Consider the following 20,657-nt stretch of genomic DNA (forward strand, 5'->3'; position numbering starts at 1 on the left):
TTATAAAAAATAAAATAAAAAATCCAGGGAAATTTTTAAGGTTTTTAAATAAATCATAACAAATGAGAAGGAATGACCCCCTAATTCGTATGCATCCTCTTTTTTTCTTTTAATAGCTTCTGATTTCTTTAGTGGGATGAAAAAAGTAGGGGAATCAATGCATGGCAGACCGATACTTCCATTAATCCCAGAAAAATAGTGAGTATGAATATAATTCTTGCTGTGTATCACAATACAGCACTAAACTTAACGATGAAGCTGCTACAGAAAAGGATATTATTCAAATGGTTATCACTTGATAATATCAGTGTTTGGATATACCGTATTTATCCATTTTTCGATAAAGAGTAGTTCGTGCTATATTTAATCTCCGAGCTACTTCAGAAAGATTTCCGTTTGCTTCTTCAATGTACCGAATAATCATGCTTTTTTCTTCATTATTCGGTGAAGACTGTAAGAGAAGCGGTGCCCTTTCTTTTTCAAGCAAGGAACGCGGTAAATCTGATAAAGTAATTTTGTTTGTTAAGCAAAATAACACAGCATGTTCAATGGTATTTTCCAACTCTCTAATGTTTCCCGGCCATTGACAAGTTTTGAAAAAGGAAATAACATCCGTATCAATCGATAAAATAGTTTTGTTATACTTTGTCGAAAATCGTTTTAAAAAGTGTTCAGTCAATAAAATAATATCGTGATCCCGTTCTCTAAGAGGAGGAATATGCAGTTCAACTACGTTCAATCGGTAGTAAAGGTCAGTGCGAAATTTTCCTTCTTGGATTAATTTAGGGATATTTTGGTGGGTAGCAGCTATGATCCTAACATCAACAGGAATAGGGTGAGATGATCCAAGTCGAACAATCTCTTTTTCTTGTAAAACACGCAGGAGATGAACCTGGAGATCTAGGGGCATCTCTCCAATTTCGTCAAGAAACAGTGTGCCTCCGTTTGCCTCTTCAAATTTTCCGCGTTTTCCCCTGGAATTTCCTCCTGTAAAAGTTCCCGGTTCATAGCCAAACAATTCACTGGCCATTAATTCCTTGGGAATCGAGCCGCAATTGATTGCCAGAAAAGGAGAATTGTGACGAAGACTGGTCTGGTGAAGTGTTCTGGCAATGCGTTCTTTTCCAGTTCCGCTTTCCCCGGTTATGAGAACTGATGCGCTCGTTGGTGCAACCAATTGGCATTTTCGAATCGTAGATTGAAATTTTTCGGATTGTCCAATAATTTCTGACCATTTCTGATGAGATGAATCATAACAGAAACCAGGGGAAGATACTATATCTTTACTTTGTTGAGGTTGCAGGTAGACAAGAAAACCGATTCGCTCCAGCTGTATGTTAATTTCTTCAACATGGACGTGCAGTTTCAGTTGGTCCAGATAAGATTCTTTACATATATGAACTTGATTAAGAAGAAAATTTTGCAGTTGTTTAATACCAGGGATCGATCCAATTTGTTGCCAATGTTGAATATTTAATAATTTCAGAGCTTTTTCCGTCCCGTTAATGATATTGAAGGAAAGATCAAATAAGATAATGGCTTCTCCATTTTTTCGTTTAACAACCTGTGTAAAATAGTGATGAAGATATTGGAGAGTTGAATAAGAAATTTCTTTATACCTTTTTTGGATGAAGTTGGCAGTCATCGTAGCAATTCCTAATGTATGCGGTTGTGCTTCAAATGATAAACCTGTCAGATCAACCACTCCAAGAATTCGTCCAGTTAATGGATCTTTGATAGGAGCCGAAGAACATATCCATGGATGACATCCCTGGCAGTAATGTTCAGCTGAAAAAATTTGAACAGGATGACCGGTTGCTAAACTTGTTCCTATCGCATTCGTCCCAATCGCTTTTTCACTCCAGTCGGCTCCTATCAAAAAGTTCATTAATTCCGCTTCCTTTAAAACCTTTTGGTCTCCATCTAAATATATAATTCGTCCTTCACTATCACACAAGGTAGCTAGGTAACCCGTTCCACGAATCTGTTTAGATAAATCATCCATAATTTGAACGGCTGCTTCAAACAAACGCGAATGATTCATGATTTCCAGTAATTGATCATTGTTTAGAGAAATAGCACTTTGTTTTTTCTTTGGATCAACCTCATATTCTTGACAGCGCTTCCAAGATTCATAAATCAAATATCTAAGTTTTTCAGGTGGCGAATTGGTAAGGACGAATTTTTCCCACAGGTTCTCGAGTTCTTTCATTTTTCCATAGAGTTCACTGGTTGAATGAAAAGCAAGGTATGGGCTCATAGTTCCTCCGCCTATTCCTTTAATTTCAGATTATTATAAATATTTTACAGCAGATGACTAAGAAATAAAAGCTATATAATTTGAAAATATAAAAAAGTTAACCGCTCATTCTCTAACAGAGCTTTGTTTATTTGGTGTAACATCAATACTACACCTGTAGCGCTACAGGTGTAGTATTGATGTTACAAATTTTTACATAAAATCCCTTGTTAAGGGAATGTAAATAGATAATTTTCACTATTAGAAAATATTTTAAAATTGGCATTAATTTTGCTTTTGTAATTAGGCAACAAGGGCTCCTCACTCTTGTAACTATATACTACTGAAGGGAGATGAAAAAAAGTGGCAAGTATTAATGCACAAATTTTGGCCATTGATGCCGGAGGAACGATGACAGATACGTTCATCATTAACGACAAAGGGGAGTTTGTTGTCGGGAAGGCTCAGTCAACACCACATGATGAATCGGTCGGTCTACTTCAATCAGCGGCAGACGCACTTACCTATTGGGGCACAACAGTAGAGGAATCATTTCCTAATTTACTGGCGGGTGTTTATTCAGGTACCGCGATGCTAAATCGTTTGGTGTCCCGTAAAGGAAGACGGGTCGGCCTGATTGTCAATAAGGGGATGGAAGATTTTCATCGGATGGGACGGGCTATTCAATCTTATCTTGGTTACTCTTATTCCGATCGTTTGCACCTGAATACCCATCGTTATGATCCGCCTCTGGTTCCGAGAGAAAGGACCCGCGGCATAACGGAGCGTGTTGATGTATTTGGAAACGTTGTCATTCCTTTGTACGAACATGAAGTTGAGCCTGCTGTTTTGGATTTGCTCGATCAGGACGTAGAGGCTATTGTCATTAGCTTTCTTCATTCGTATAAGTATCCTGCCCATGAACGCAGGGTACGAGACATGGCAAAGGAAATCATGAAAAAAGTCGGAAAAGAAGTCCCGATCTTTGCATCTGTCGATTATTATCCGCTTCGCAAAGAATCCCACCGTACCAATACGACGATTATTGAAGCTTATGCGGCCGATCCTTCCAGGCACACGTTAGAGGTCATGAATCGTAGAATTCAAGAAAAAGGGGCTACCTTTGATTTACGTGTTATGGCAAGCCATGGGGGAACGATTAGCTATCAGGCGAATGAATTGGCCCGTACACTCGTTTCCGGGCCTATCGGCGGGGTTGTGGGTGCTAAGTATCTGGGTGAATTTCTGAATATCAAAAATATTGCTTGCTCTGACATTGGAGGAACGAGTTTTGATATTGCTTTGATTACGCAGGGAGATTTAAGCATTAATAGCAGTCCTGATATGGCTCGCCTGGTATTGTCGCTCCCCCTTGTGGCGATGGATACGGTTGGAGCGGGTGCAGGAAGTTTTGTTCGCATAGATCCAAACTTTAAATCGATCACCCTGGGTCCTGACAGTGCGGGATATCGAGTCGGAGTTTGTAATCCAGCTGGAGGAATTGATACTGTTACCGTCTCCGATTGCCATGTTGTGCTCGGACTGATTAACCCGGATAATTTCCTGGGTGGTGAAGTGAAGTTATACCCGGAACTCGCCTATGAAGCTGTCAAGAAACAGGTAGCGGATCCACTTGGTTTATCGGTAGAAGATGCCGCTTATGGTGTTATCGACTTACTGGAGTCCCAATTACGGAATTATCTCGAGTCAATGATTCTTGGAAAAGGGTATTCACCATCCCAATACGTCTGTTTCTCCTATGGTGGAGGAGGCCCCCTTCATACCGCGGGGTATACGAAGGGACTGGGGTTTGAGGATGTTCTTGTACCAGCCTGGGCGGCAGGATTTTCTGCTTTTGGATGCGGAGCGGCCGATTTTGAATACAGATACGATAAAACACTGGATTTAAATGTTAATGACGGGGCTTCCGCAGAAGAAAAGTTGATGGCCGGCAGCGGATTGCAACAATCCTGGGAGGAATTGATGGAGAAGGTAGCCCATGAATTTGAACGAAATAAATTCTCCAGCGACAAAGTAGATTTCCGTCTCTTTTTCCGGATGCAATATCAAGGACAGTTGAACGACCTTGAAATTGAATCTCCTGTGAATAGAGTAGAAACAGTAGACGATTGGAACCAGTTGGTTGCTTCCTTTGAAGAAACTTACAGCCGTGTTTATGCCAGGGCGGCTCGTTCACCGGAATTAGGTTATACGATTACAGGTGCCATTGTTCGCGGTATGGTTGAAGTAGCTAAACCGAAAATTCCAGAAGAACCTTTATATGGGGAAAAACCGCCAAAGAATGCTTCTCTCGGAAGACGTAAAGTTTATTGGAAAGGGGCCTGGACGGAAGCCGACATCTGGGAAATGGAAGCGCTTAAGGCAGGGAACAGAATTGAAGGATTTGCGATTATCGAGTCTCCGGCTACTACTTTTGTTGTTCCACCGGGTTTTGAAACGTATTTGGATCAACATCGCATTTTCCATTTGAAAGAAATTGTGAAATAAATTGTTGAGGAGGGGATTCCATGTCTTTAAAAGAGGAAGATTTAAAAAGAATTAAAGTGAAGAAAGGCATAGGCTGGGATGGAAAACCGTTAAAAGAAATGAGGGAGGAAATCGATCGGATCAGCCTGACAACCGGACATTATGCCGGTTTAAAAGAATTAACATTCAAGGAAGCTGATCCCATTCGCTATGAAAAGATCTTTTCCAAGCTTCGGGGCGGTGTCGTTCATGCAAGGGAAACCGCAAAAAAAGTTGCTGCATCTCCTATTGTAGAGCAGGAAGGGGAACTTTGTTTTACCGTATATACCCCGGAAGCAGATTCTATTGTCACTTCTACAGGGATTATCATCCATGTAGGAACCATGGGTGCGGCAATTAAATATATGATTAAAAATGATTATGAAGAAAACCCGGGGATTGAGCCGGGAGATATTTTCTGCAATAACGATTGTCAAATTGGAAACGTTCACCCTTGCGATGTTCACACGATTGTCCCTATCTTTTGGGAGGATGAATTAGTAGGCTGGGTTGGTGGGGTTACTCACGTTATCGATGTAGGTGCAACAGCCCCGGGAAGTATGACTGTAGGTCCGGTCACACGATATGATGACGGTTATCAGGTAGCCTGCCGAAAAATAGGGAAAAACGATACCCTTCTTCGGGACTGGGTCATTGAAAGCCAGCGTTCTGTTCGCACGACGAAATACTGGTTACTTGATGAGCGCACCAGGATCGCCGGTTGTCATATGATTCGTGACTTGATTCATAACATTATTGCTGAAGAAGGAATTGATACGTATAAACAGTTTATTCGTGAGGTAATCGAAGATGGTCGCCGCGGTTTCATTAATCAGGTTAAGTCGATGACCATCCCCGGCAGGTACCGCGGAGTATCTTTTGTCGATGTTCCTTATAAAAACCTGGAAGTGCCTCCTTATGCCAAGGTGGATACGATTATGCATGCTCCATCCGAGATGATCATTCATCGGGACGGAAAGTTTGAAATCGACTTTGAAGGGGTAAACCGTTGGGGATGGCACAGCTATAATGCTACACCTGTTTCTATCTCCAGCGGGATTTGGGTAATGATGTCGCAAACGCTCATTCCGAACGATCGCGTAAACGATGGAGCTTATTATGCCAGCCAATTTGGCCTGCCTTATGGCTCCTGGCTATCCCCGGATGATATCAGGACAGCACATAGTTACGCCTGGCATTTCCTTGTCTCTGCCTGGAGCCCATTGTGGAGAGCGTTGAGCCGTACCTATTTCGCCCGCGGTTATTTGGAGGAAGTCAATGCTGGAAATGCAAATACCAGCAACTGGCTCCAGGGTGGAGGATTTAACCAGTATGGTGAGAACCACGCTGTCAATAGCTTTGAAGCGGCCGCTGAAGGAACAGGGGCGAATGCGGTTAAAGACGGGTTGGATCACGCCGCTGCGATTTGGAATCCCGAAGGGGATATGGGGGATATGGAGATTTGGGAGATGGCCGAACCCCTTCTCTATCTGGGAAGAAGCATTAAACCGAACACTGGCGGTTATGGAAAGTACAGGGGCGGATGTGGTTACGAAACTCTGCGGATGGTTTGGGGAGCCAAAGATTGGACGATGTTCTTCATGGGGAACGGTTATATGTCCAGTGATTGCGGCTTAATGGGCGGTTATCCGGCGGCATCCGGCTATCGTTTTGAAGCGCATGGAACGAATATTAAGGAGCTCATTGAGAAAAAACTTCCGATTCCCCTGGGCGGAGATCCGGATCCGGGCAATCCAGAGTATGAGAAGTTAATTGAAGCCAAAGAGATTCAGCGCGATAAGCAAGCGATTACAACTGAAACCATCTTTGAAAATTATGACCTCTACTTAAATTACCTCAAAGGCGGTCCCGGATTCGGTGATCCGTTAGAGCGGCAAACGAAAAAGGTTGAAGAGGATTTAAACGGTGGATATCTGCTCCCGGACTATGCGGAAAAAGTATACGGCGCGGTTATCGAGCAGGATGAAAAAGGAAGATGGATTGTTGATAGTGAGAAAACAGAAAAAAGGCGTGCCGAAATCCGTCAAGAACGGATTAAACGTGGAAAACTAACACGTGAATGGATTAAGGAAGAACGGCAGAATGTCCTTAATAAAAAAGCGGCTCTACCTGTTCTCCACATGTATGCCAGCAGTTTTTCGCTAAGCGAAAGATTTCTAAATGAATTCCGTGATTTTTGGAATTTGCCAAAGGACTGGATTATTAACGAATCTGAGCTTGATATGCCAACCTTTGGCTCAATAAACAAACTGAAATAAAAGAGGTGAAAAGATGACCACATACGATAAGAGAACAATTGAGGAATTGATTGATGGTTCAATAGATTTTTTCAAACTTAAAGAGATGCTTTCCAATTTTAAAGATGCGAATCGTTTTAATCTGTACCTGGAAATTCTTCAGGAGAGGGTTCCATGGGATGATAAGATCCTTCTGCCTGCTGGTTTACACTTATATATCGTGCAAAAGCAGAACGGCGATCGCGTTACTGTGGCGTCGCATTGAATAATAAAAAAAATCTCATGTTTACTTGAAAAAATCGAACTTTGAACGGCGCGTATTACGTTTCAATTATTTGATAATTGTGCGGGTGATAACGAAGTGAGTATGCTGTTAGATTGAAAATTGTTCGACAGCTTTACAAGTTTGATTGAGATTCAGCAGACAGCATAATATCCCGAACGATTCTATAGCAAGTAGTGAGGCTCCCGACTTTCCAGCCCTTCTCTTTGGAAGCGGCAAGAAGTTGTCTATAAATAGAGGGAACAGAGGGGCGGGGGGCTTGCTGGTACATGGACGTTACAAACTCAACTGCCTGCTTATCCATGCTGCGAAATTGTTTTTCTCGCTGGTCGCGCTGCATTTCATCTCGAATATTCTTAGGAACCAGTCCGAGCAGGCCATTCTTTTTATAGATTTCCGTCCAACGGTACAGCGTCGGGACAGAGACGCCTTCGGACATGGCAAGGATGCACTTTTTGTCGTACGTCCACCTTACGCTTTCGAGCGCGATGGCCTTTTGTACCAGTTCTAGCCGCTTCATTAGCCTCTCGTAGGCATTCTCTCCAAATCTATCGCGTATCGCTCTAATAATCGGTTCTTGTAGCTCCTGTAAATGTTTCTGCTCCACCACCTTTTACACCTCCGAACTGAATTGCCTGCTGTCGTAAATTACCAAAAATCTCACAGAAACGCTGGATTGATTTGTTTCATTTTCGGCGGGTAAAGCCGTTTTCCCTCAAAATTGTCCTCAACCAATTTTCTGTGAGGCCGTATTTCCAAGCCAACTCTCTCGCATTGTGTCCGTTGTATTCTTTGAAGATTCGCTCGTTCCGAAACCTTTTAATGACAACTTCTCCCTTGGGAAATATATTTTGAACCCGCCGAAATTATTGATGATCTTCACGGTATTTTCAATTCCGATCAGCTTGGCCATTTGATTATACGGTTCGGGCAAATCGTCTGGCGTCATTTCGCCCATAAACTCATCAATTCGCATGTCCGCTATAAACTCTTCAAGGCGCATAAACCCTCCGTCATAAACGGATGAAATGAGAAGGGACACTGCTGTTGCTTGTTCCCTTCTCATTTTTAGAACCTGTACGATGAACTTCTTACACCGTGTTCTGGATGAGGAAGCCCGCATCCATGGCTGTAGGCTGTACGCCGTACACATCCGCGACATGCACGACGTTAGACTTTACGGTATCGTCGCGATACTTCGTCGTCATCGGACGGCCTTTCTTCCGTAAGGTATACCCATACGCAGGCGTCCAAATATCCCGCACTCCGGCTGGCGGTACATACGCCAGAATAGCAACATTTCCCCAAACGTCTTGCATAACGCCGTCCTTGCTCGCATAGACCGTTTCTCCGACCTCTACACTTTCCACTCCGAATACTTCTGCAAGTATCGCAGCGGTCACCACACCTGTCTGCGAATATTTAATGCGTTCAATGATGGCCGGATGGTTTTTCAACGCTTCAAATGACGATACGCCAAGCATGAGGACGTTGGGATATACGCCGATTTTGGAGCGAACCGTCGAGCGAGCATCGCCGATCACATCGACAGGTTTGCTTGTATCGTCATTGAACTTGTCCGTTCCGGAAAGAGCCAGCGTATGCCCGGAAGCATAGTTTGCCTGGTTTTGTGCAGCATCAGCTTGGTCTTTCTCCATTTTCAGCCGAATGTTGTCGGTCAGCATCCTTGTCCGGCTCATTTCCAATTGCAAGACTCCAGCGCTCTCCTCATACTCCCGGTCATCAATTGCGACTTCAAGCGCTTCTTCTTCCAGCATGTATGGAACCGTGATCGGGTCAAAATCTACCCGGTTGGTCTTGCTTCGAATTTGTCGGCGCGTGTTGTAGATGCGAAACGATTCCGTTCCCCATTTCGGGATTTTCCCTTGCTCCTTGTCTACCGGGATGATCGGGAAAAGGGCATCGCCTACATATTTCGCATTGCGATAGCCGATTGCGACATTCGTTAATATCGGGTCTACCATACGCGTTGTACTTAATGATGTCATTGATTCATTTCCTCCTTATGTCCGCAGCACGGCAAAAACCGCATCCTCGTAGCTGCATTGATGCTGCGCCGCAAAGTCTCTTGCCTTTCGGTCGATCTCCAACCGCTCGCTGTCTATCCGGTCATTTGCGGATAATTGAAATACTGATTTCCCTGCGTCTTCCGAAAATGACGCTCCCCGTTCGGACAGTTCAGTCACGAACTGTTTGAAAAAGCTGTAAGGGGATAGCCGTTTCCGTTCTCCGTCTTCCGAAAACTCGACGGTTTGTTCATCCGACAATTCAGCCATAAATTCCGCCAGCCCCTTACGCATCGCGGGCGGCAGTTTCGCTTCATGTCTGGCGACAAACGCAACGATTTCACGCTCACGTTGTAGAGCTTGGCGGATCCTCCTGTTCCAATCCTCGTGTGTCATTCCTGTTTCCGTCCTTTCTTCTCCTGAAAAGTCTAGCTCGATATATGCGCCGTTGTTTCCGACAAATTCAATGGGGGGCAGTCCCTCGACAGCTGGAGCCGCCGCCCCGAGAAATCCGACGTGCCGAAGTGTCCAGCCGTTCCCTGTATTCCGCAGCCGAACCGAGACCTTCTTGTATCGCCCCGCGTTGACGGCTGCGGCAAATTCAGGAACGACATCTTTGAAGCTGGCCAGCAGTTTGTTGCCCACTCGTTTGACGCCAGTTACCCAGCCGTAAGCGTGCTGTTCCTCTTTCGGATGCCCAATGACGATAGGGGCTGCGGCACCGTCCCGCTCGTAGTTGTCTGCGATCTGCTGAAGGTCGTCTTCAGTAAATTGGCCTTGCGGCTCATACCGTCCTGAACGAAAAATCTCATACCATTTCATCATGTACCCTTCTTTCATTCAGTTAGCCGCGCATTGCTTGAATGCCTTCTTTGAAATATTTGTCCGCATCGCGCGGTTCTTCGATGAGGTATTCCGCCCAGGATCGGAACTCGAACCGATTGTGCATCCCGGAGCGCTGACGCTGATGGGAGGGGTCTTTTCTCATGAGAAGGGACTCGCGTTCCTCGTGTTTGATTCGGGCGGCTTCATACACGCGCCCAAGCTCCCTCAAGTGCTCGTGATACTGCTCTTTCAGGGCAAACAATGCCTTCTCGATGCGTTCCTTTTCTTTGATGCATTCCCCGTCAACAAACACGCTGGCTTCCTTAATCGCCGCTTCCAGAAGCTCCGCTTGTTGTTCAGCCCATTCGGCTTCGATGGGGGCAATCGAGCGCTGGATTTCGGCGAGTTGCGCTTCGGCGATTTTCAATTGCCGTTCAACTTCCGGGTAGTTCGATGTTTCGTCGTTGCCTTCTTGCAACAGGCACTGATGCAATTGGTCTTTCAGAGCAGCAATTCGATTTCTCAATTCCGATTGTTGCTCATTCCAAGTGCTACGTTGCTCCCTGATCCGCTTGTCCAGCGCGGATAACTCTTCCAACTTTTTGTTCGGTTGTACGGTAAACATGGGTTCGTTCGCTCCTCTATTCATATGTTTATTTTCGTGTTATGGCTTGACGTGACTGCGTTCATTCATTTCTCGGTTATTTTCCTGCTTTCGGAATTCCCGAAGAATTACCCACACCCACCCTGTGGATAGCCGGTATTTATGAGCCAGTTCTTTTTGACTCATACCACTTTCGAAATCTCGTTGAATCGACAGATTTCTTAATTTGCGCGTCACATGGGCATGAATGGGGAAATAGACCATTGAACCGCCTAATAGGCTTGATAACTCAAGTGTTTTTTCGATTCCAATGATTTCGGCAATCCTATTATGAGGACGCGGCAGATCGCTTGCCTGTATTTCATGCATGAACGAGCCGTACTTCTGCTGATTGCTTACCAGCATCCTACCCACCCCGAATATTGTCTTTTTCAGAAGCTGCTCTTTTCATTTTCCTTATCTCTTTCCGCACCTCCGTTTCCGACAAATCGCATTTTCGAGCGATATCCTTCATAGAAGAACCAGAATCAAATTCTTTTAGAATCAGTCGCCGTCGAAGTCTCTTTGTAGCGTTTCGGTAAACCGGAAAATAATAATACATGCCGCTTATTTCACGCGCTAAAACCAATGCCGATTCAACTCCGGCAATTTCTGCGATGAAGTTATACGGATATGGAAAATCGCTTGGCTGCGCTTCATGCAGGATGGAACTGAAATCGATATTGTTTGTCACATCAACACCTTCATTCAGTGGTCTGTTTTCATCTTTTATTTTATCGAATGGCAAAACACTGAAAGTTCGCAGTTGAAAATAAAAAAGAGAGGGGAGTCAACCCTCTCTTACGTTGTGACGGCTTTTGATGCCTAACCGTTCCGCAAGCTTGCGAATTAGTTTTATTTTGGATTCGTATACCGTCGTCCGACTCATGTACATGGCCAAGCTAATGGCAATATAACTTTTGTTCTGTCGGTAGAATAATTCATATAGCTTCCGTTCTTCATCGCCCAGTTCCCGAAGTGCCTGCTCTATCAAATCCACCCGATAAAACTCTTCGTAATTGAAAAGGTCGCAGGAGCGCGGCAGATTCCGCTTCCATTCCGGGTAGGACTTAAGCCAGCGCTCTGTTTCCTTAAACCAGAATTCTTTCGCTGCACCCAACCGCCGCGCCCCTCCTTTTCATTATGCGTTATCCCCATGAAGCCGCGACGGGGGAGAGGATTGCCCTCAAACCGTTACCGTGACGTAAACCGACAGCATAGTAAATTTTTGTTTTCTCCGCTTCTTTCTCAGCGAATGCGTTGTCCAATTCGATGAGTAATTTCACCTTGTCGGCTGGGAGATCGCGTTTCATCGTATCGAACAATTCAGTTGCTCGTTGGCTGGCTATCGCGTATGCCTGATCTCTTTGCAGGCAGGTATTAATTTGCTCGTCCATGGCAAACATCACATCTTCGGCTGAAATTTCGGACGGTGTATCCGTGAGATTTTCCGTTTGACTTGCTCGCGCGAGCGTCTGACAGTTCAAGAATTTGGCCAATTCGTATCCGTGCTGCACGCCGACCAGATACAGCTCCCGTTCGTATTCCGCATGCATAGTCGTATCTGCGTCGGACAGTCTCGTCAACAGATGCTGCTTGTCATCTGGCAGTAAGGTCTTCACTTCATGTTCAAGACTGCTCACTTCCGCAGCGGCTTGTTTATACCGTTCTCCTTGACATGCCAGCGTTTGGGCTTCCTCGCGCGCATCATAGATCAAATGATTCCAGTTGATACCCATACTCTCACGCCCTTTCAATGTGTAGATAGTTCGAGTCATCCGCCGGAAAACGAAGCAACGCCGCCAAATTTGCGCCATATTGCATACCACGTAGAAACAGCGCTTCTTTGAATAAGTCATCGATTCCCGTTTCGGCCACATACAACTCTTCCAAAAGATGCTTTTGGTCTGCTGGCAGCGCAGCCTCAATCCTATCGTAAGTCTGACCAAAATTTTTCTTCAAAGCTTGATAGGAGGCTTCGGCCAGTAGCCGCTGCTCGATGTGATTGCAAATCGCGATCAAGATATCCGCCTTTTGTTTGCTGAAAAATTCCATTGCCGTTTCCATGCGAAAATATCTCCTTTCCCCGTTCAATTCAGCTAATATGCTTGACCATCCGGCCCATACGTTCAGAAACCGCGTTATAACGCGTGATAACGGCCCTCTACGAACGGATGAATGGTTTTATACCCGCCCGGATAATAAGGGGCGCAGATGGCGTTTCTGTCAGCCTAGTTTATTTTGGTGCCGAGCCAGTACATTTTTAAGAGATTCGATTAAATTAGAAGCCAGCCGTTTAGTCAGCCAATCCATATGGTCGATCTTGTAATATTTCTTAATAAATTTCCTCAGATGGTCAGGATCGTCTGCCCAGCCCAATTCGTAAACGAGTTGTTCAATCTTTCGCCGCTGGGCATCAGTCATCCGAAATTCGCGTTGGGTTGGCTTCGGTTTCTTTTTACCAGCCGCTTCGTTCATGGCGTCGATCACGGCGCAAGCTTGTTCCTTGCTCAATCCCGATAGTCTTGCTTGTCCTGTTACCCGCTTGGCTATGACGCGCACCATGTCTTCATCCATCCCGACTTCCTTTGCCAGCGCCCATATCTTTTTCAGAAGCTGCGGCGGGGTCTTAGTGGATGTATTGCTGCTCATAGTACCACTCCAATTCTGCTGGCGTGATTCGCTCCAGCCATTCGGCTCTTTCCGACGAATCGGCGCTGAACAGCATGGCGAAAAGCTCGCGCATGTCAAATAATGACGAATTGTCAGCCATATTGAATTATTCTCCTTCCGTCTTGTGGTAGGTTCGTTCCGCCTGGTTGGATACGGACAAGATCGACAAGCACACAGCGCCGCCCACAAGCTTCCCAAACCTATGCACGAAACGAGGCGATAGGGCGGGGAGGAGGCGAGAATATAAGGAACGCTCCCGCCCGAGTCTGGACGGGTTGAAGTTCCCTCTAAAAAGCGGTAAACTATTTGTAGTCTGATTTTTCTCTTTGTCGTAGCGTTGTACACGAGGCGTGCAGGATGTCGTTCCTGTGAGTCGGTGCGCTGCGGCTTTTTTCTTGTCCATGACTATTCACCTTCCTTTCTGGCCTGCCATCATCAGGCGGGGGAGGCCAATCACCCCGCGACGCTCCAGAACAGGAGCGTTTCGGCATTTACGTGGTGACACGGAGTCCGTCCAAAAGGATTTGATAAGGCTTCATGGCTGCCATAACCTTTTTGTGCAAATCACGGTACATCGTTTGATCGTCTGCGCAATCTTCATCAATGGTTGATTCCGACAATACATCCGCAATTTCATAAATCGCACGCTGGATTTCCGGGTTTGGATTAATGTGAGAAATGGCGACAAAATCCACGATCAGTTTTTGCTGCCTCATCAAAAGCTCAGTCATTAAAACGATTTCTTCCTTCGGGCTCAGTTCGTCGAAGAAGCGTTGCAGCATGAGCCAGTCCGGGACGGTGGGCATGCGTTCTCCTTTTTCATAGCTTTCCAGTACCTCGGCAGAGATCGGAACCTTTACCGCCAGTTGATCGTACGTCAACCCTTTGGCTTTCCTGTGAAACTTCAAATAACTCGCGAATGTTTCCAATATCCATCGTCTCCTATTCTTGACCTGTCATCATCAGGCGGGGGCGGTCAGTCCCTCCGCGACGCTCCCGATCTGGAGCGTTTCGACGTTTATCCAGCGTGCTGCTGCGCACGGTAGGAGTATACTCGCTCTACAATCATACCGTTCTTCCAAGCGAAGTGAATTTCACCGTCCTCCAGTCGCAGAATGACGCAGCCGGGCAGCAGATCAGCGGTATAGCCTTCAGCCAAGTATTCCTCATGCATGAGCCGGAAGATGCTTGGCGATTGCAAGATGTCCCCAACATGCCGAACGATGCGTTCCCGAACACACTTCATTTCCATATCCGATTCCCCTCCGTCATTAGGCGTTCGCCGTCAAGTTGATTTGACCAATCTGCATGACCATATCCTCGGTGATGGCGCGGCCCTCCGTTATGTCCAGCAGCACATCAAGGATTTCCATGCAATTCCGCAACCCGCCTTTACGTGGGTTCATGGCAATATGAATCATCAATTTACGCGCTGCGGGAGTCAGATTTACCCGTTCAAGCAATTGCTCGACTTCCTCGCGTGAAGGGCCTTGCAGGCGCTGATGATACGGAGCGCGGTCGGCTAAACGCTTCAACTCCGGGCGCATGTCTGCCAGATCAATCAGAGTTTCCGCCAGCGCGAAATTCCCGCACAACGCGATACCGATGCAACCGACCTCATCGTAGATGTCGCGTAGCACTTCGTATTTTTCAGCAGTTTTTAGCAGATCGGCTTCGTCAAAGATCAGGAAGCGCGGCGTTTGCTTCAACTGCTTTTCAATTCGCCGCTGCAATCGGCTGGACGTTCCTTTGTCCGACAGGCCGAGCGCGTCGGCTATCGTTTCCAGCAAGCTTTTAATGGTGTGCGTAGTTTTGCACCGGATGTACAGGGACGTGCCCGGATTGGCTTTCATATAGGCTTTCAGCGCTTCGGTTTTGCCCAGTCCGGGATTCCCGGCGATGATACCGAATTTTTTCTTGGATGCTGCTTTTTTGAGCACGTACCGAATGCGCTTGACATCGTTTGTTTCAATGAAAGGCAGTTCATCAATGCTTGTGACAAAATCGGCGTCGGTGACGACCTCTTTCACTTGGGGCCGTTCAACCATGCCCCGGCTTTGCAAAAATGCATGAACCTTCTCGCGCAGTTCTTCACTTTCATTGCATTTTCCGTTAATATAGAGGGAGATGAGGCTCTGAGACCTGCCAAGTACCCGAGCTACATCTTTGGCTGTTCCGCCCTCCTCCTTGATGTACCGATGGAGGAGGGTTCGTTCTTTCGACCACTCCTCACGTTGAACCAATTGCGGCATTGCCATTTGGTTCGCCTCCTTCATTATTGGTGGTTTATCCTTCAGTTCCTTCACGCAGGATGTATTCATCCAATGCGTTTAACGTCTTGACAGGCTTCGTCATTTTGCTTGCTTTACTTTCTTCCTCGCGCCGCTTAACCACTTGTTCAGTGCCAACAGCAGCCCGCACGCCTTTTTTCACATTGCCCGTTTTGCCGATCTTACGCTGCGTGCCTGCGGCCTTTCGCTCTTCGACTACATCCTCCAGCAATATAGTTTTCGCGTCTTGGATAAGTTGCTTGACGACTTTCCGACGATTGGCGCGACGCTTATGCAACTCTTGAATATCCTCTTTGCTGGCGTCGAATGCCAGAAGCTCCTTATTGGTCGCCGTGAACATGTACTTTTTGGTTTTCGGGTGGAAAACCAGCAGTTCGCCGATCCGGTTCGGATCGTACTTGATGATGACCTTTTGCCCAGCGAATGCCGGTAGCTCCGGGTGCATGAACCAGCGCGGTTTACCGCGCGTACTGAAGCGCTTGATACCGCTGCCCGTTACCGCCGCGCTCTCCACATCCATCAGGCAAATGTCGAGTGCCCGTTCGTCCGGCCAGCCCTCACGAATCTTTGGCGTTGAAAAATGCTTGTGAAGCGGCTCTGTATGTATGCCTTCATGTTTGGTTGTGTGATATTCATACAGATAGGCTTCTATTTCCTCCGATACCTCGTCCAGCGTCTTCAGCTTGCCTTGCTCATGCTCCTTTTTCTCGTCGAATCCTTCCGGGCGCTCATCAGGGTTTGCGCCGCACCAGCCCGGTTGTTCCCTTGTGAATTGCTCGGTGAAGGTACGAAACCAGCGTTCAACATGGGCCTTCGCTTGCGGATGGTACGGCGTAGCGAACTGCACTTTAATGTCGAATTGAGCGCAGATGCCGCGCGTCTCTCGCGAAAGTTCCCAATCCTCGTGCTTCTTGCCCGCCTTGACTTGGGCTTTGTAGTCTTCGCCGTTGTCGATGTACAGCATAGCAGGGATGCCGCCGATCTCCAGCGTTTCCTCAACCTCGTTTCCGTCTTCATCCTTAGTTAGCACCTTCTTGGGCAGCATCGCGTGACGCAATGCCAGGGCAATTGTCCGCCCGTTTGCGCTAGTCGATAGGCACCATCCCACCACCACACGGCTGCATACGTCGAACCAGACGGTGAGCCACGGCCGGATTGCTCGTCCTCCATGTGAGATGAACATGTCCAGCTTGTGATGGTCGCCCATCCAGACCTGATTCACATAGTCCGGTTCCTTACGGGTTGCCTTCTCCGCGAACTTCTTCATGTACGCTTCCGGGCCTTCGCGTGCCAAGCAGCACAGATCAGGTTCGTAGGTTTCCATGTCCTTCAGGTAGCGGTACACGCTCGCTCTGGACGGCATATCGTAACCGTTTGTCTCACAATAGGCTTCCAGCAACTTCCGCACTTTGGCTGGTTTCCGTTTCTTGCGATCCAGATAGGATGCTCTGATGAAACGCTCGACTTCAAACGGGATTGACGTTCGCTGCGGCCCCTGTGTCAGGAGACGCGATTTTCGCATGAGTCCTACTACTCCAAACTCTTCAAATTTTTTCGCATCGCCATAAATGGAAACCACGCTTCGGCCATACACATCAGCCAGATGCTTCACCCATTCTGTTTTCCCCATCCCGCTCGGCGGGTTCGCCGCCCGTTCGATAATCTCAATTCGGCGCTCCGCTGCGGCCAGCATTTCCTGAAAGCGTTCCTTACCTACGGCATTCTCCAGTTCGGCCAACGAATAGGTTATACCAGCGGATAAATCCGGTTCCTTTTCGCTTGGACTCTCTTCAGTAGCTGCCACCACTTCGTTGCTTGTCCAATATTTGCGTTGCGCCTCGATCGGGAGGGAGGTCAATGAGATCTCATATCCGGGACGACCTCTACTAGTCGACGACGCTATGCTAGCTTTGATAACTCCTTCCTTGATCTGTTTGCGTACGGCTTGTTCGGTAATTTCAAGCAGTGCAGCTGTTTCCGCTACGGTCAATCTTACTTCCAACAGTATCCCCCCCTTTCGTTCGTGCCTCTGTTTCTTGCCTATCCCGGCTTCATTCCCGTTCTCAACGTTCATCTTTGTTAATGCCTTACTGCCAACAGATGGCCAGCCAGTGGGAGCGTGCGCTTGACTGACACATGCTGTCGCTGCCTGATCGGCAGCTGAGGAGACTTGCGAGGTCGCTTGTATCTTTTCGTGAAGTTCTTATGGGGGCAAATGGTCTTTTTCATCTTAAATTACTTTGAACATAATTTTGATGAACGGTTCGATGTCCGTGTTTAAGGCTTGGCAAACTTTATACAAAAACTCTGGTGAAGGCTTTGCCCTGCCATTGATAACAGCTGAAACATGAACAGTGGAAAAACCCGTTTCTTCCGCAAGCCACTTTTGAGATTTACCTATGCGGTAGAGATGTTTCCGAATTTCTAAACCAAGTTCTGAATTGTTCGAATTTGCCATCCACTCACCTCCAAACCATGTTTATTTACTTAGATTTTAGTGTATAATTTAACTTGATACTTAAATTATAATTATGGAATCCATAATAATCAAGTGTTTTCTCTCTTTTTTTGCATGAAAAGTATGGATTCTGTATTTTGGAGGTCGTTTGATGCATACCACCATAGGAGAGCGTGTTCTCACAATTAGGAAAAGACTCAAATTAACTCAAAAGCAGTTCGGCGAGAAGCTAAGAGTATCTAATGCCCACATTTCCAATATCGAGAAAGGACATGATGTTCCATCCGACTCACTGATTCGTTTAATTGCCATCGAATATAGCATCAATGAAGAATGGCTCAGGACGGGGAAAGGAAAAGCAGAGGCAGAAAGGCGCTCTCTTGATTTTTTGACTGGGGACGAGAAAGAACAATTCGAGCAGGAAATCAAGAAAGAACAAGAGGACTTGAAAGAGGATTTGCTTGCTGCCTACTATCAAAACGAAGTTTACAATCCCTTGGAAAAGCGATCACCTCACGAACAAGTTCTTTTGATGAGAGATTCGCAGCACTCGCTGATCCAAATTCTCAGCCACAAAGAACATTTGGGGGATAAACAATTTGATTATCTCTATCTAATTGACCGTGTGATGAGGGGGCTTTCACAGTTTACGGAATACCTAACCACTCAGCCCCATAGTAAAGATAACAAGGGAGGGAGGCATGATAATATTGTGAAAAGGTATAAAGCTGAGATAGCGGAATGTCTCGATAAAATCGAGCAATTATGATGTATGGATTCCAAAATAAATCGACTAATTGAAAGTTATCAAATTCTAGGATGCTGTACAATTTCATGAGTAAGATATGCCTCAAAGTACATGGCGGGCTAGACACATTGCTTTTGTCGTACTGGAAAACTGAACAACCCTATGGGATGTTTCCAGACTGTAGGAAACCGCTGCAAACCCATAGAAGAGGCCTCTGTGTGCGATTGCGAAAATATCCGAGGTCGTGCGGCGCGAAAATGGCAAAAAACCCAGTAGCGGCGTGGCTTTTGGGTCAAGTTGCGAAAATAAGTGCGGTTGCGAAAATAAGTTGCGTAAATAGGACGATAGAATCGAAGTAAAAACGGCCTGATTCGACCATGTTGCATAGGGTTGTAACACTCGTAATACCAGTAGTAACGCGGTTTCTAACACTTTTGCGCCGCGCGGGTTGACGGTCGTGCCACTACCAGCGTTCACCCATCAAAAAGAGGATGAGCCACCGAAATTTCGTCTCACTCCATCAGGAATCCTCTCTCCACACTGAACACACTCACACTCTCACTTTTCCTTGATTTTATTGGGTTTCCGAACGTTGAATAACGAGTAATAACGGGTAGTAACGGTTAAAAATTGGGTTTATGTATTTTAAGTAATCAGTGAGATGTCACAGTTACGAAGTGTGATTGTGGACATGAGTTCGGACATTACAAACAAAATTGGAAGCTCAATGCTTTAGTATATGTAAGAGATACGGAAGCAAAGATGGAGGAATTATATCCGAAATATTTGGCTCCTGATCCAAACTGGCAGGTCATTCGTGAATATTATTGTCCAGGATGTGGTACCCAGCTAGAAGTTGAAGCGGTAACTCCATTCTATCCTGTGATTATGGATTTTGAACCGGATATTGATGCGTTTTATGAAGAATGGCTGGGCCAGCCTGTTCCAGAGCCAGCGGGAATTAAATAAAGATAACAGCGACGGTCTTCTGCAAGACCGTCGCTGTTATCTTAAACTACAATGAGTCGTAATCTAAAACGGAGGAATATGAAATGGCATTTATTTTCTTACAACACGGAGCTTATGAAATAACCAGAATCATGAATAGCGAAGAAATTGAAACCGAACTGGAGGATGAAACTGAATCACTGGCGTTGCATAAAAACGAAGGTTGACTTAACAAGACTGCCGAAACTATAATGGTTACAGCAAGAAGGTGAAGCATATGAAAAAAATCAGCAGTCGCTTTTCCATCGCAGTCCATATCCTGTCTTTGATAGCAGTAAGTAAAACACACTGTACTTCAGAATGGATAGCAGAAAGTGTAAAGACCAATCCGGTGATTATCCGGAGAATCATTGCGAAGCTAAAAAAGGCTGGATTGGTGAATGTGCGAGCTGGAGTTGGTGGAGCATACCTCCAGAAGGATTTGGAAGAAATCACCCTGTTTGATGTGTATCGAGCTGTTGAAGTTGTCGAGGAAGATGAACTTTTCAAATTCCATGACCATGTGAATCCGGAATGTCCGGTTGGAGCCAATATCGAATCAGTTTTTCGATTGGTTTTGCTTCAAGCCCAGTCTGCGATGGAACAGGTATTAGCTCAAGTTACGCTGGAGCAGTTAGTAACTGAACTGAGTGAGAAAATTAGCTCGTCTAAGAGCTGATTTTTTTCAGGTTTGTTGTA

At 46.0% G+C, this 20,657-nt stretch carries 23 protein-coding genes, 2 other RNA genes and 2 pseudogenes; 7 read left to right on the top strand and 20 right to left on the bottom strand.

Translation table 11 applies throughout. The features are described from left to right. Positions 1-304: 304 nt before the first annotated feature. On the bottom strand, positions 305-2,260 hold the full coding sequence (locus ADA01nite_RS17745) for a sigma-54-dependent Fis family transcriptional regulator (RefSeq protein WP_146811744.1): 1,956 nt from the start codon (positions 2,258-2,260) through the stop codon (positions 305-307). A 342-nt stretch (positions 2,261-2,602) separates the two neighbouring features. Between ADA01nite_RS17745 and ADA01nite_RS17750 the strand changes: the two genes are divergently transcribed. The 3 genes and pseudogenes from ADA01nite_RS17750 to ADA01nite_RS17760 form a co-directional block, all read left to right on the top strand. Beyond that, positions 2,603-4,747: a hydantoinase/oxoprolinase family protein gene (locus ADA01nite_RS17750; protein ID WP_146811746.1), complete on the top strand. Its 2,145-nt coding sequence runs from the start codon at positions 2,603-2,605 to the stop codon at positions 4,745-4,747. Positions 4,748-4,767: 20 nt separating this feature from the next. After that, on the top strand, positions 4,768-7,044 hold the full coding sequence (locus ADA01nite_RS17755) for a hydantoinase B/oxoprolinase family protein (RefSeq protein WP_146811748.1): 2,277 nt from the start codon (positions 4,768-4,770) through the stop codon (positions 7,042-7,044). Positions 7,045-7,057: 13 nt separating this feature from the next. Continuing rightward, a pseudogene (locus ADA01nite_RS17760) lies at positions 7,058-7,270 on the top strand (acetone carboxylase subunit gamma); the annotation flags it as partial. Positions 7,271-7,421: 151 nt separating this feature from the next. Here ADA01nite_RS17760 and ADA01nite_RS17765 read toward each other — a convergent pair. The 19 genes from ADA01nite_RS17765 to ADA01nite_RS17855 form a co-directional block, all read right to left on the bottom strand. Then, positions 7,422-7,916 (bottom strand): DNA-binding domain-containing protein, encoded by a 495-nt coding sequence (locus ADA01nite_RS17765; protein ID WP_146811750.1) that lies wholly within the window; start codon positions 7,914-7,916, stop codon positions 7,422-7,424. A 76-nt stretch (positions 7,917-7,992) separates the two neighbouring features. Beyond that, complete coding sequence (locus ADA01nite_RS23125) at positions 7,993-8,154, bottom strand: Mor transcription activator family protein (protein WP_146811794.1); 162 nt, start codon at positions 8,152-8,154, stop codon at positions 7,993-7,995. A gap of 243 nt (positions 8,155-8,397) precedes the next feature. Next, the gene (locus ADA01nite_RS17775; protein WP_146811752.1) at positions 8,398-9,315 is read right to left on the bottom strand and encodes a major capsid protein; all 918 of its coding nucleotides are present in this window, start codon (positions 9,313-9,315) and stop codon (positions 8,398-8,400) included. Positions 9,316-9,330: 15 nt separating this feature from the next. Continuing rightward, complete coding sequence (locus tag ADA01nite_RS17780; protein WP_146811754.1) at positions 9,331-10,158, bottom strand: hypothetical protein; 828 nt, start codon at positions 10,156-10,158, stop codon at positions 9,331-9,333. Between the two features lie 19 nt (positions 10,159-10,177). After that, positions 10,178-10,783, bottom strand: coding sequence for a hypothetical protein (locus ADA01nite_RS17785; protein ID WP_146811756.1), 606 nt, complete (start codon positions 10,781-10,783; stop codon positions 10,178-10,180). Positions 10,784-10,822: 39 nt separating this feature from the next. After that, positions 10,823-11,167, bottom strand: coding sequence for a Mor transcription activator family protein (locus tag ADA01nite_RS17790; RefSeq protein ID WP_146811758.1), 345 nt, complete (start codon positions 11,165-11,167; stop codon positions 10,823-10,825). A gap of 1 nt (position 11,168) precedes the next feature. Next, positions 11,169-11,549, bottom strand: coding sequence for a Mor transcription activator family protein (locus ADA01nite_RS17795; protein WP_170230362.1), 381 nt, complete (start codon positions 11,547-11,549; stop codon positions 11,169-11,171). A gap of 42 nt (positions 11,550-11,591) precedes the next feature. After that, positions 11,592-11,921, bottom strand: a complete 330-nt coding sequence (locus tag ADA01nite_RS17800) for a sigma-70 RNA polymerase sigma factor region 4 domain-containing protein (RefSeq protein ID WP_146811762.1) — start codon at positions 11,919-11,921, stop codon at positions 11,592-11,594. Positions 11,922-11,949: 28 nt separating this feature from the next. After that, positions 11,950-12,540 carry a DUF6809 family protein gene (locus tag ADA01nite_RS17805; protein ID WP_146811764.1) on the bottom strand — a complete coding sequence of 197 codons (591 nt, stop codon included), beginning with the start codon at positions 12,538-12,540 and terminating at the stop codon, positions 11,950-11,952. Positions 12,541-12,544: 4 nt separating this feature from the next. Then, positions 12,545-12,868 (bottom strand): DUF6809 family protein, encoded by a 324-nt coding sequence (locus ADA01nite_RS17810; protein ID WP_146811766.1) that lies wholly within the window; start codon positions 12,866-12,868, stop codon positions 12,545-12,547. Positions 12,869-13,027: 159 nt separating this feature from the next. Next, complete coding sequence (locus ADA01nite_RS17815; RefSeq protein WP_146811768.1) at positions 13,028-13,453, bottom strand: regulatory protein GemA; 426 nt, start codon at positions 13,451-13,453, stop codon at positions 13,028-13,030. After that, positions 13,431-13,574: a hypothetical protein gene (locus ADA01nite_RS22245; protein ID WP_155615305.1), complete on the bottom strand. Its 144-nt coding sequence runs from the start codon at positions 13,572-13,574 to the stop codon at positions 13,431-13,433. Before ADA01nite_RS22245 ends, ADA01nite_RS17815 begins: the two co-directional genes overlap by 23 nt. 320 nt (positions 13,575-13,894) lie before the next feature. After that, positions 13,895-13,964: hammerhead ribozyme type II (locus ADA01nite_RS17825), an RNA gene on the bottom strand. Between the two features lies 1 nt (position 13,965). Continuing rightward, complete coding sequence (locus tag ADA01nite_RS17830) at positions 13,966-14,403, bottom strand: helix-turn-helix domain-containing protein (RefSeq protein ID WP_155615304.1); 438 nt, start codon at positions 14,401-14,403, stop codon at positions 13,966-13,968. Between the two features lie 18 nt (positions 14,404-14,421). Further along, an RNA gene (locus ADA01nite_RS17835) (hammerhead ribozyme type II) lies at positions 14,422-14,491 on the bottom strand. Between the two features lies 1 nt (position 14,492). Then, the gene (locus ADA01nite_RS17840) at positions 14,493-14,726 is read right to left on the bottom strand and encodes a hypothetical protein (RefSeq protein WP_146811775.1); all 234 of its coding nucleotides are present in this window, start codon (positions 14,724-14,726) and stop codon (positions 14,493-14,495) included. A gap of 19 nt (positions 14,727-14,745) precedes the next feature. After that, positions 14,746-15,795: an AAA family ATPase gene (locus ADA01nite_RS17845; protein ID WP_146811777.1), complete on the bottom strand. Its 1,050-nt coding sequence runs from the start codon at positions 15,793-15,795 to the stop codon at positions 14,746-14,748. Next, positions 15,761-17,767, bottom strand: coding sequence for a TnsB C-terminal domain-containing protein (locus ADA01nite_RS17850; protein WP_155615303.1), 2,007 nt, complete (start codon positions 17,765-17,767; stop codon positions 15,761-15,763). The genes ADA01nite_RS17845 and ADA01nite_RS17850 overlap by 35 nt, the downstream gene beginning before the upstream one ends. Before the next feature lie 228 nt (positions 17,768-17,995). Beyond that, positions 17,996-18,223 (bottom strand): helix-turn-helix domain-containing protein, encoded by a 228-nt coding sequence (locus ADA01nite_RS17855; protein WP_146811781.1) that lies wholly within the window; start codon positions 18,221-18,223, stop codon positions 17,996-17,998. Between the two features lie 151 nt (positions 18,224-18,374). Between ADA01nite_RS17855 and ADA01nite_RS17860 the strand changes: the two genes are divergently transcribed. From ADA01nite_RS17860 to ADA01nite_RS17870, 4 genes and pseudogenes are all read left to right on the top strand, one after another. Further along, a complete protein-coding gene (locus ADA01nite_RS17860) occupies positions 18,375-18,992 on the top strand; it encodes a helix-turn-helix domain-containing protein (RefSeq protein ID WP_146811783.1) in 618 nt (205 codons plus the stop codon). Positions 18,993-19,640: 648 nt separating this feature from the next. Further along, a pseudogene (locus tag ADA01nite_RS17865) lies at positions 19,641-19,940 on the top strand (acetone carboxylase subunit gamma); the annotation flags it as partial. Positions 19,941-20,023: 83 nt separating this feature from the next. Next, positions 20,024-20,146, top strand: coding sequence for a hypothetical protein (locus tag ADA01nite_RS22885; RefSeq protein ID WP_281286038.1), 123 nt, complete (start codon positions 20,024-20,026; stop codon positions 20,144-20,146). A 50-nt stretch (positions 20,147-20,196) separates the two neighbouring features. Beyond that, complete coding sequence (locus ADA01nite_RS17870; RefSeq protein ID WP_146811785.1) at positions 20,197-20,637, top strand: Rrf2 family transcriptional regulator; 441 nt, start codon at positions 20,197-20,199, stop codon at positions 20,635-20,637. The last annotated feature ends 20 nt before the right edge of the window (positions 20,638-20,657 follow it).

The organism is Aneurinibacillus danicus (assembly GCF_007991215.1).
Lineage (GTDB): Bacteria > Bacillota > Bacilli > Aneurinibacillales > Aneurinibacillaceae > Aneurinibacillus > Aneurinibacillus danicus.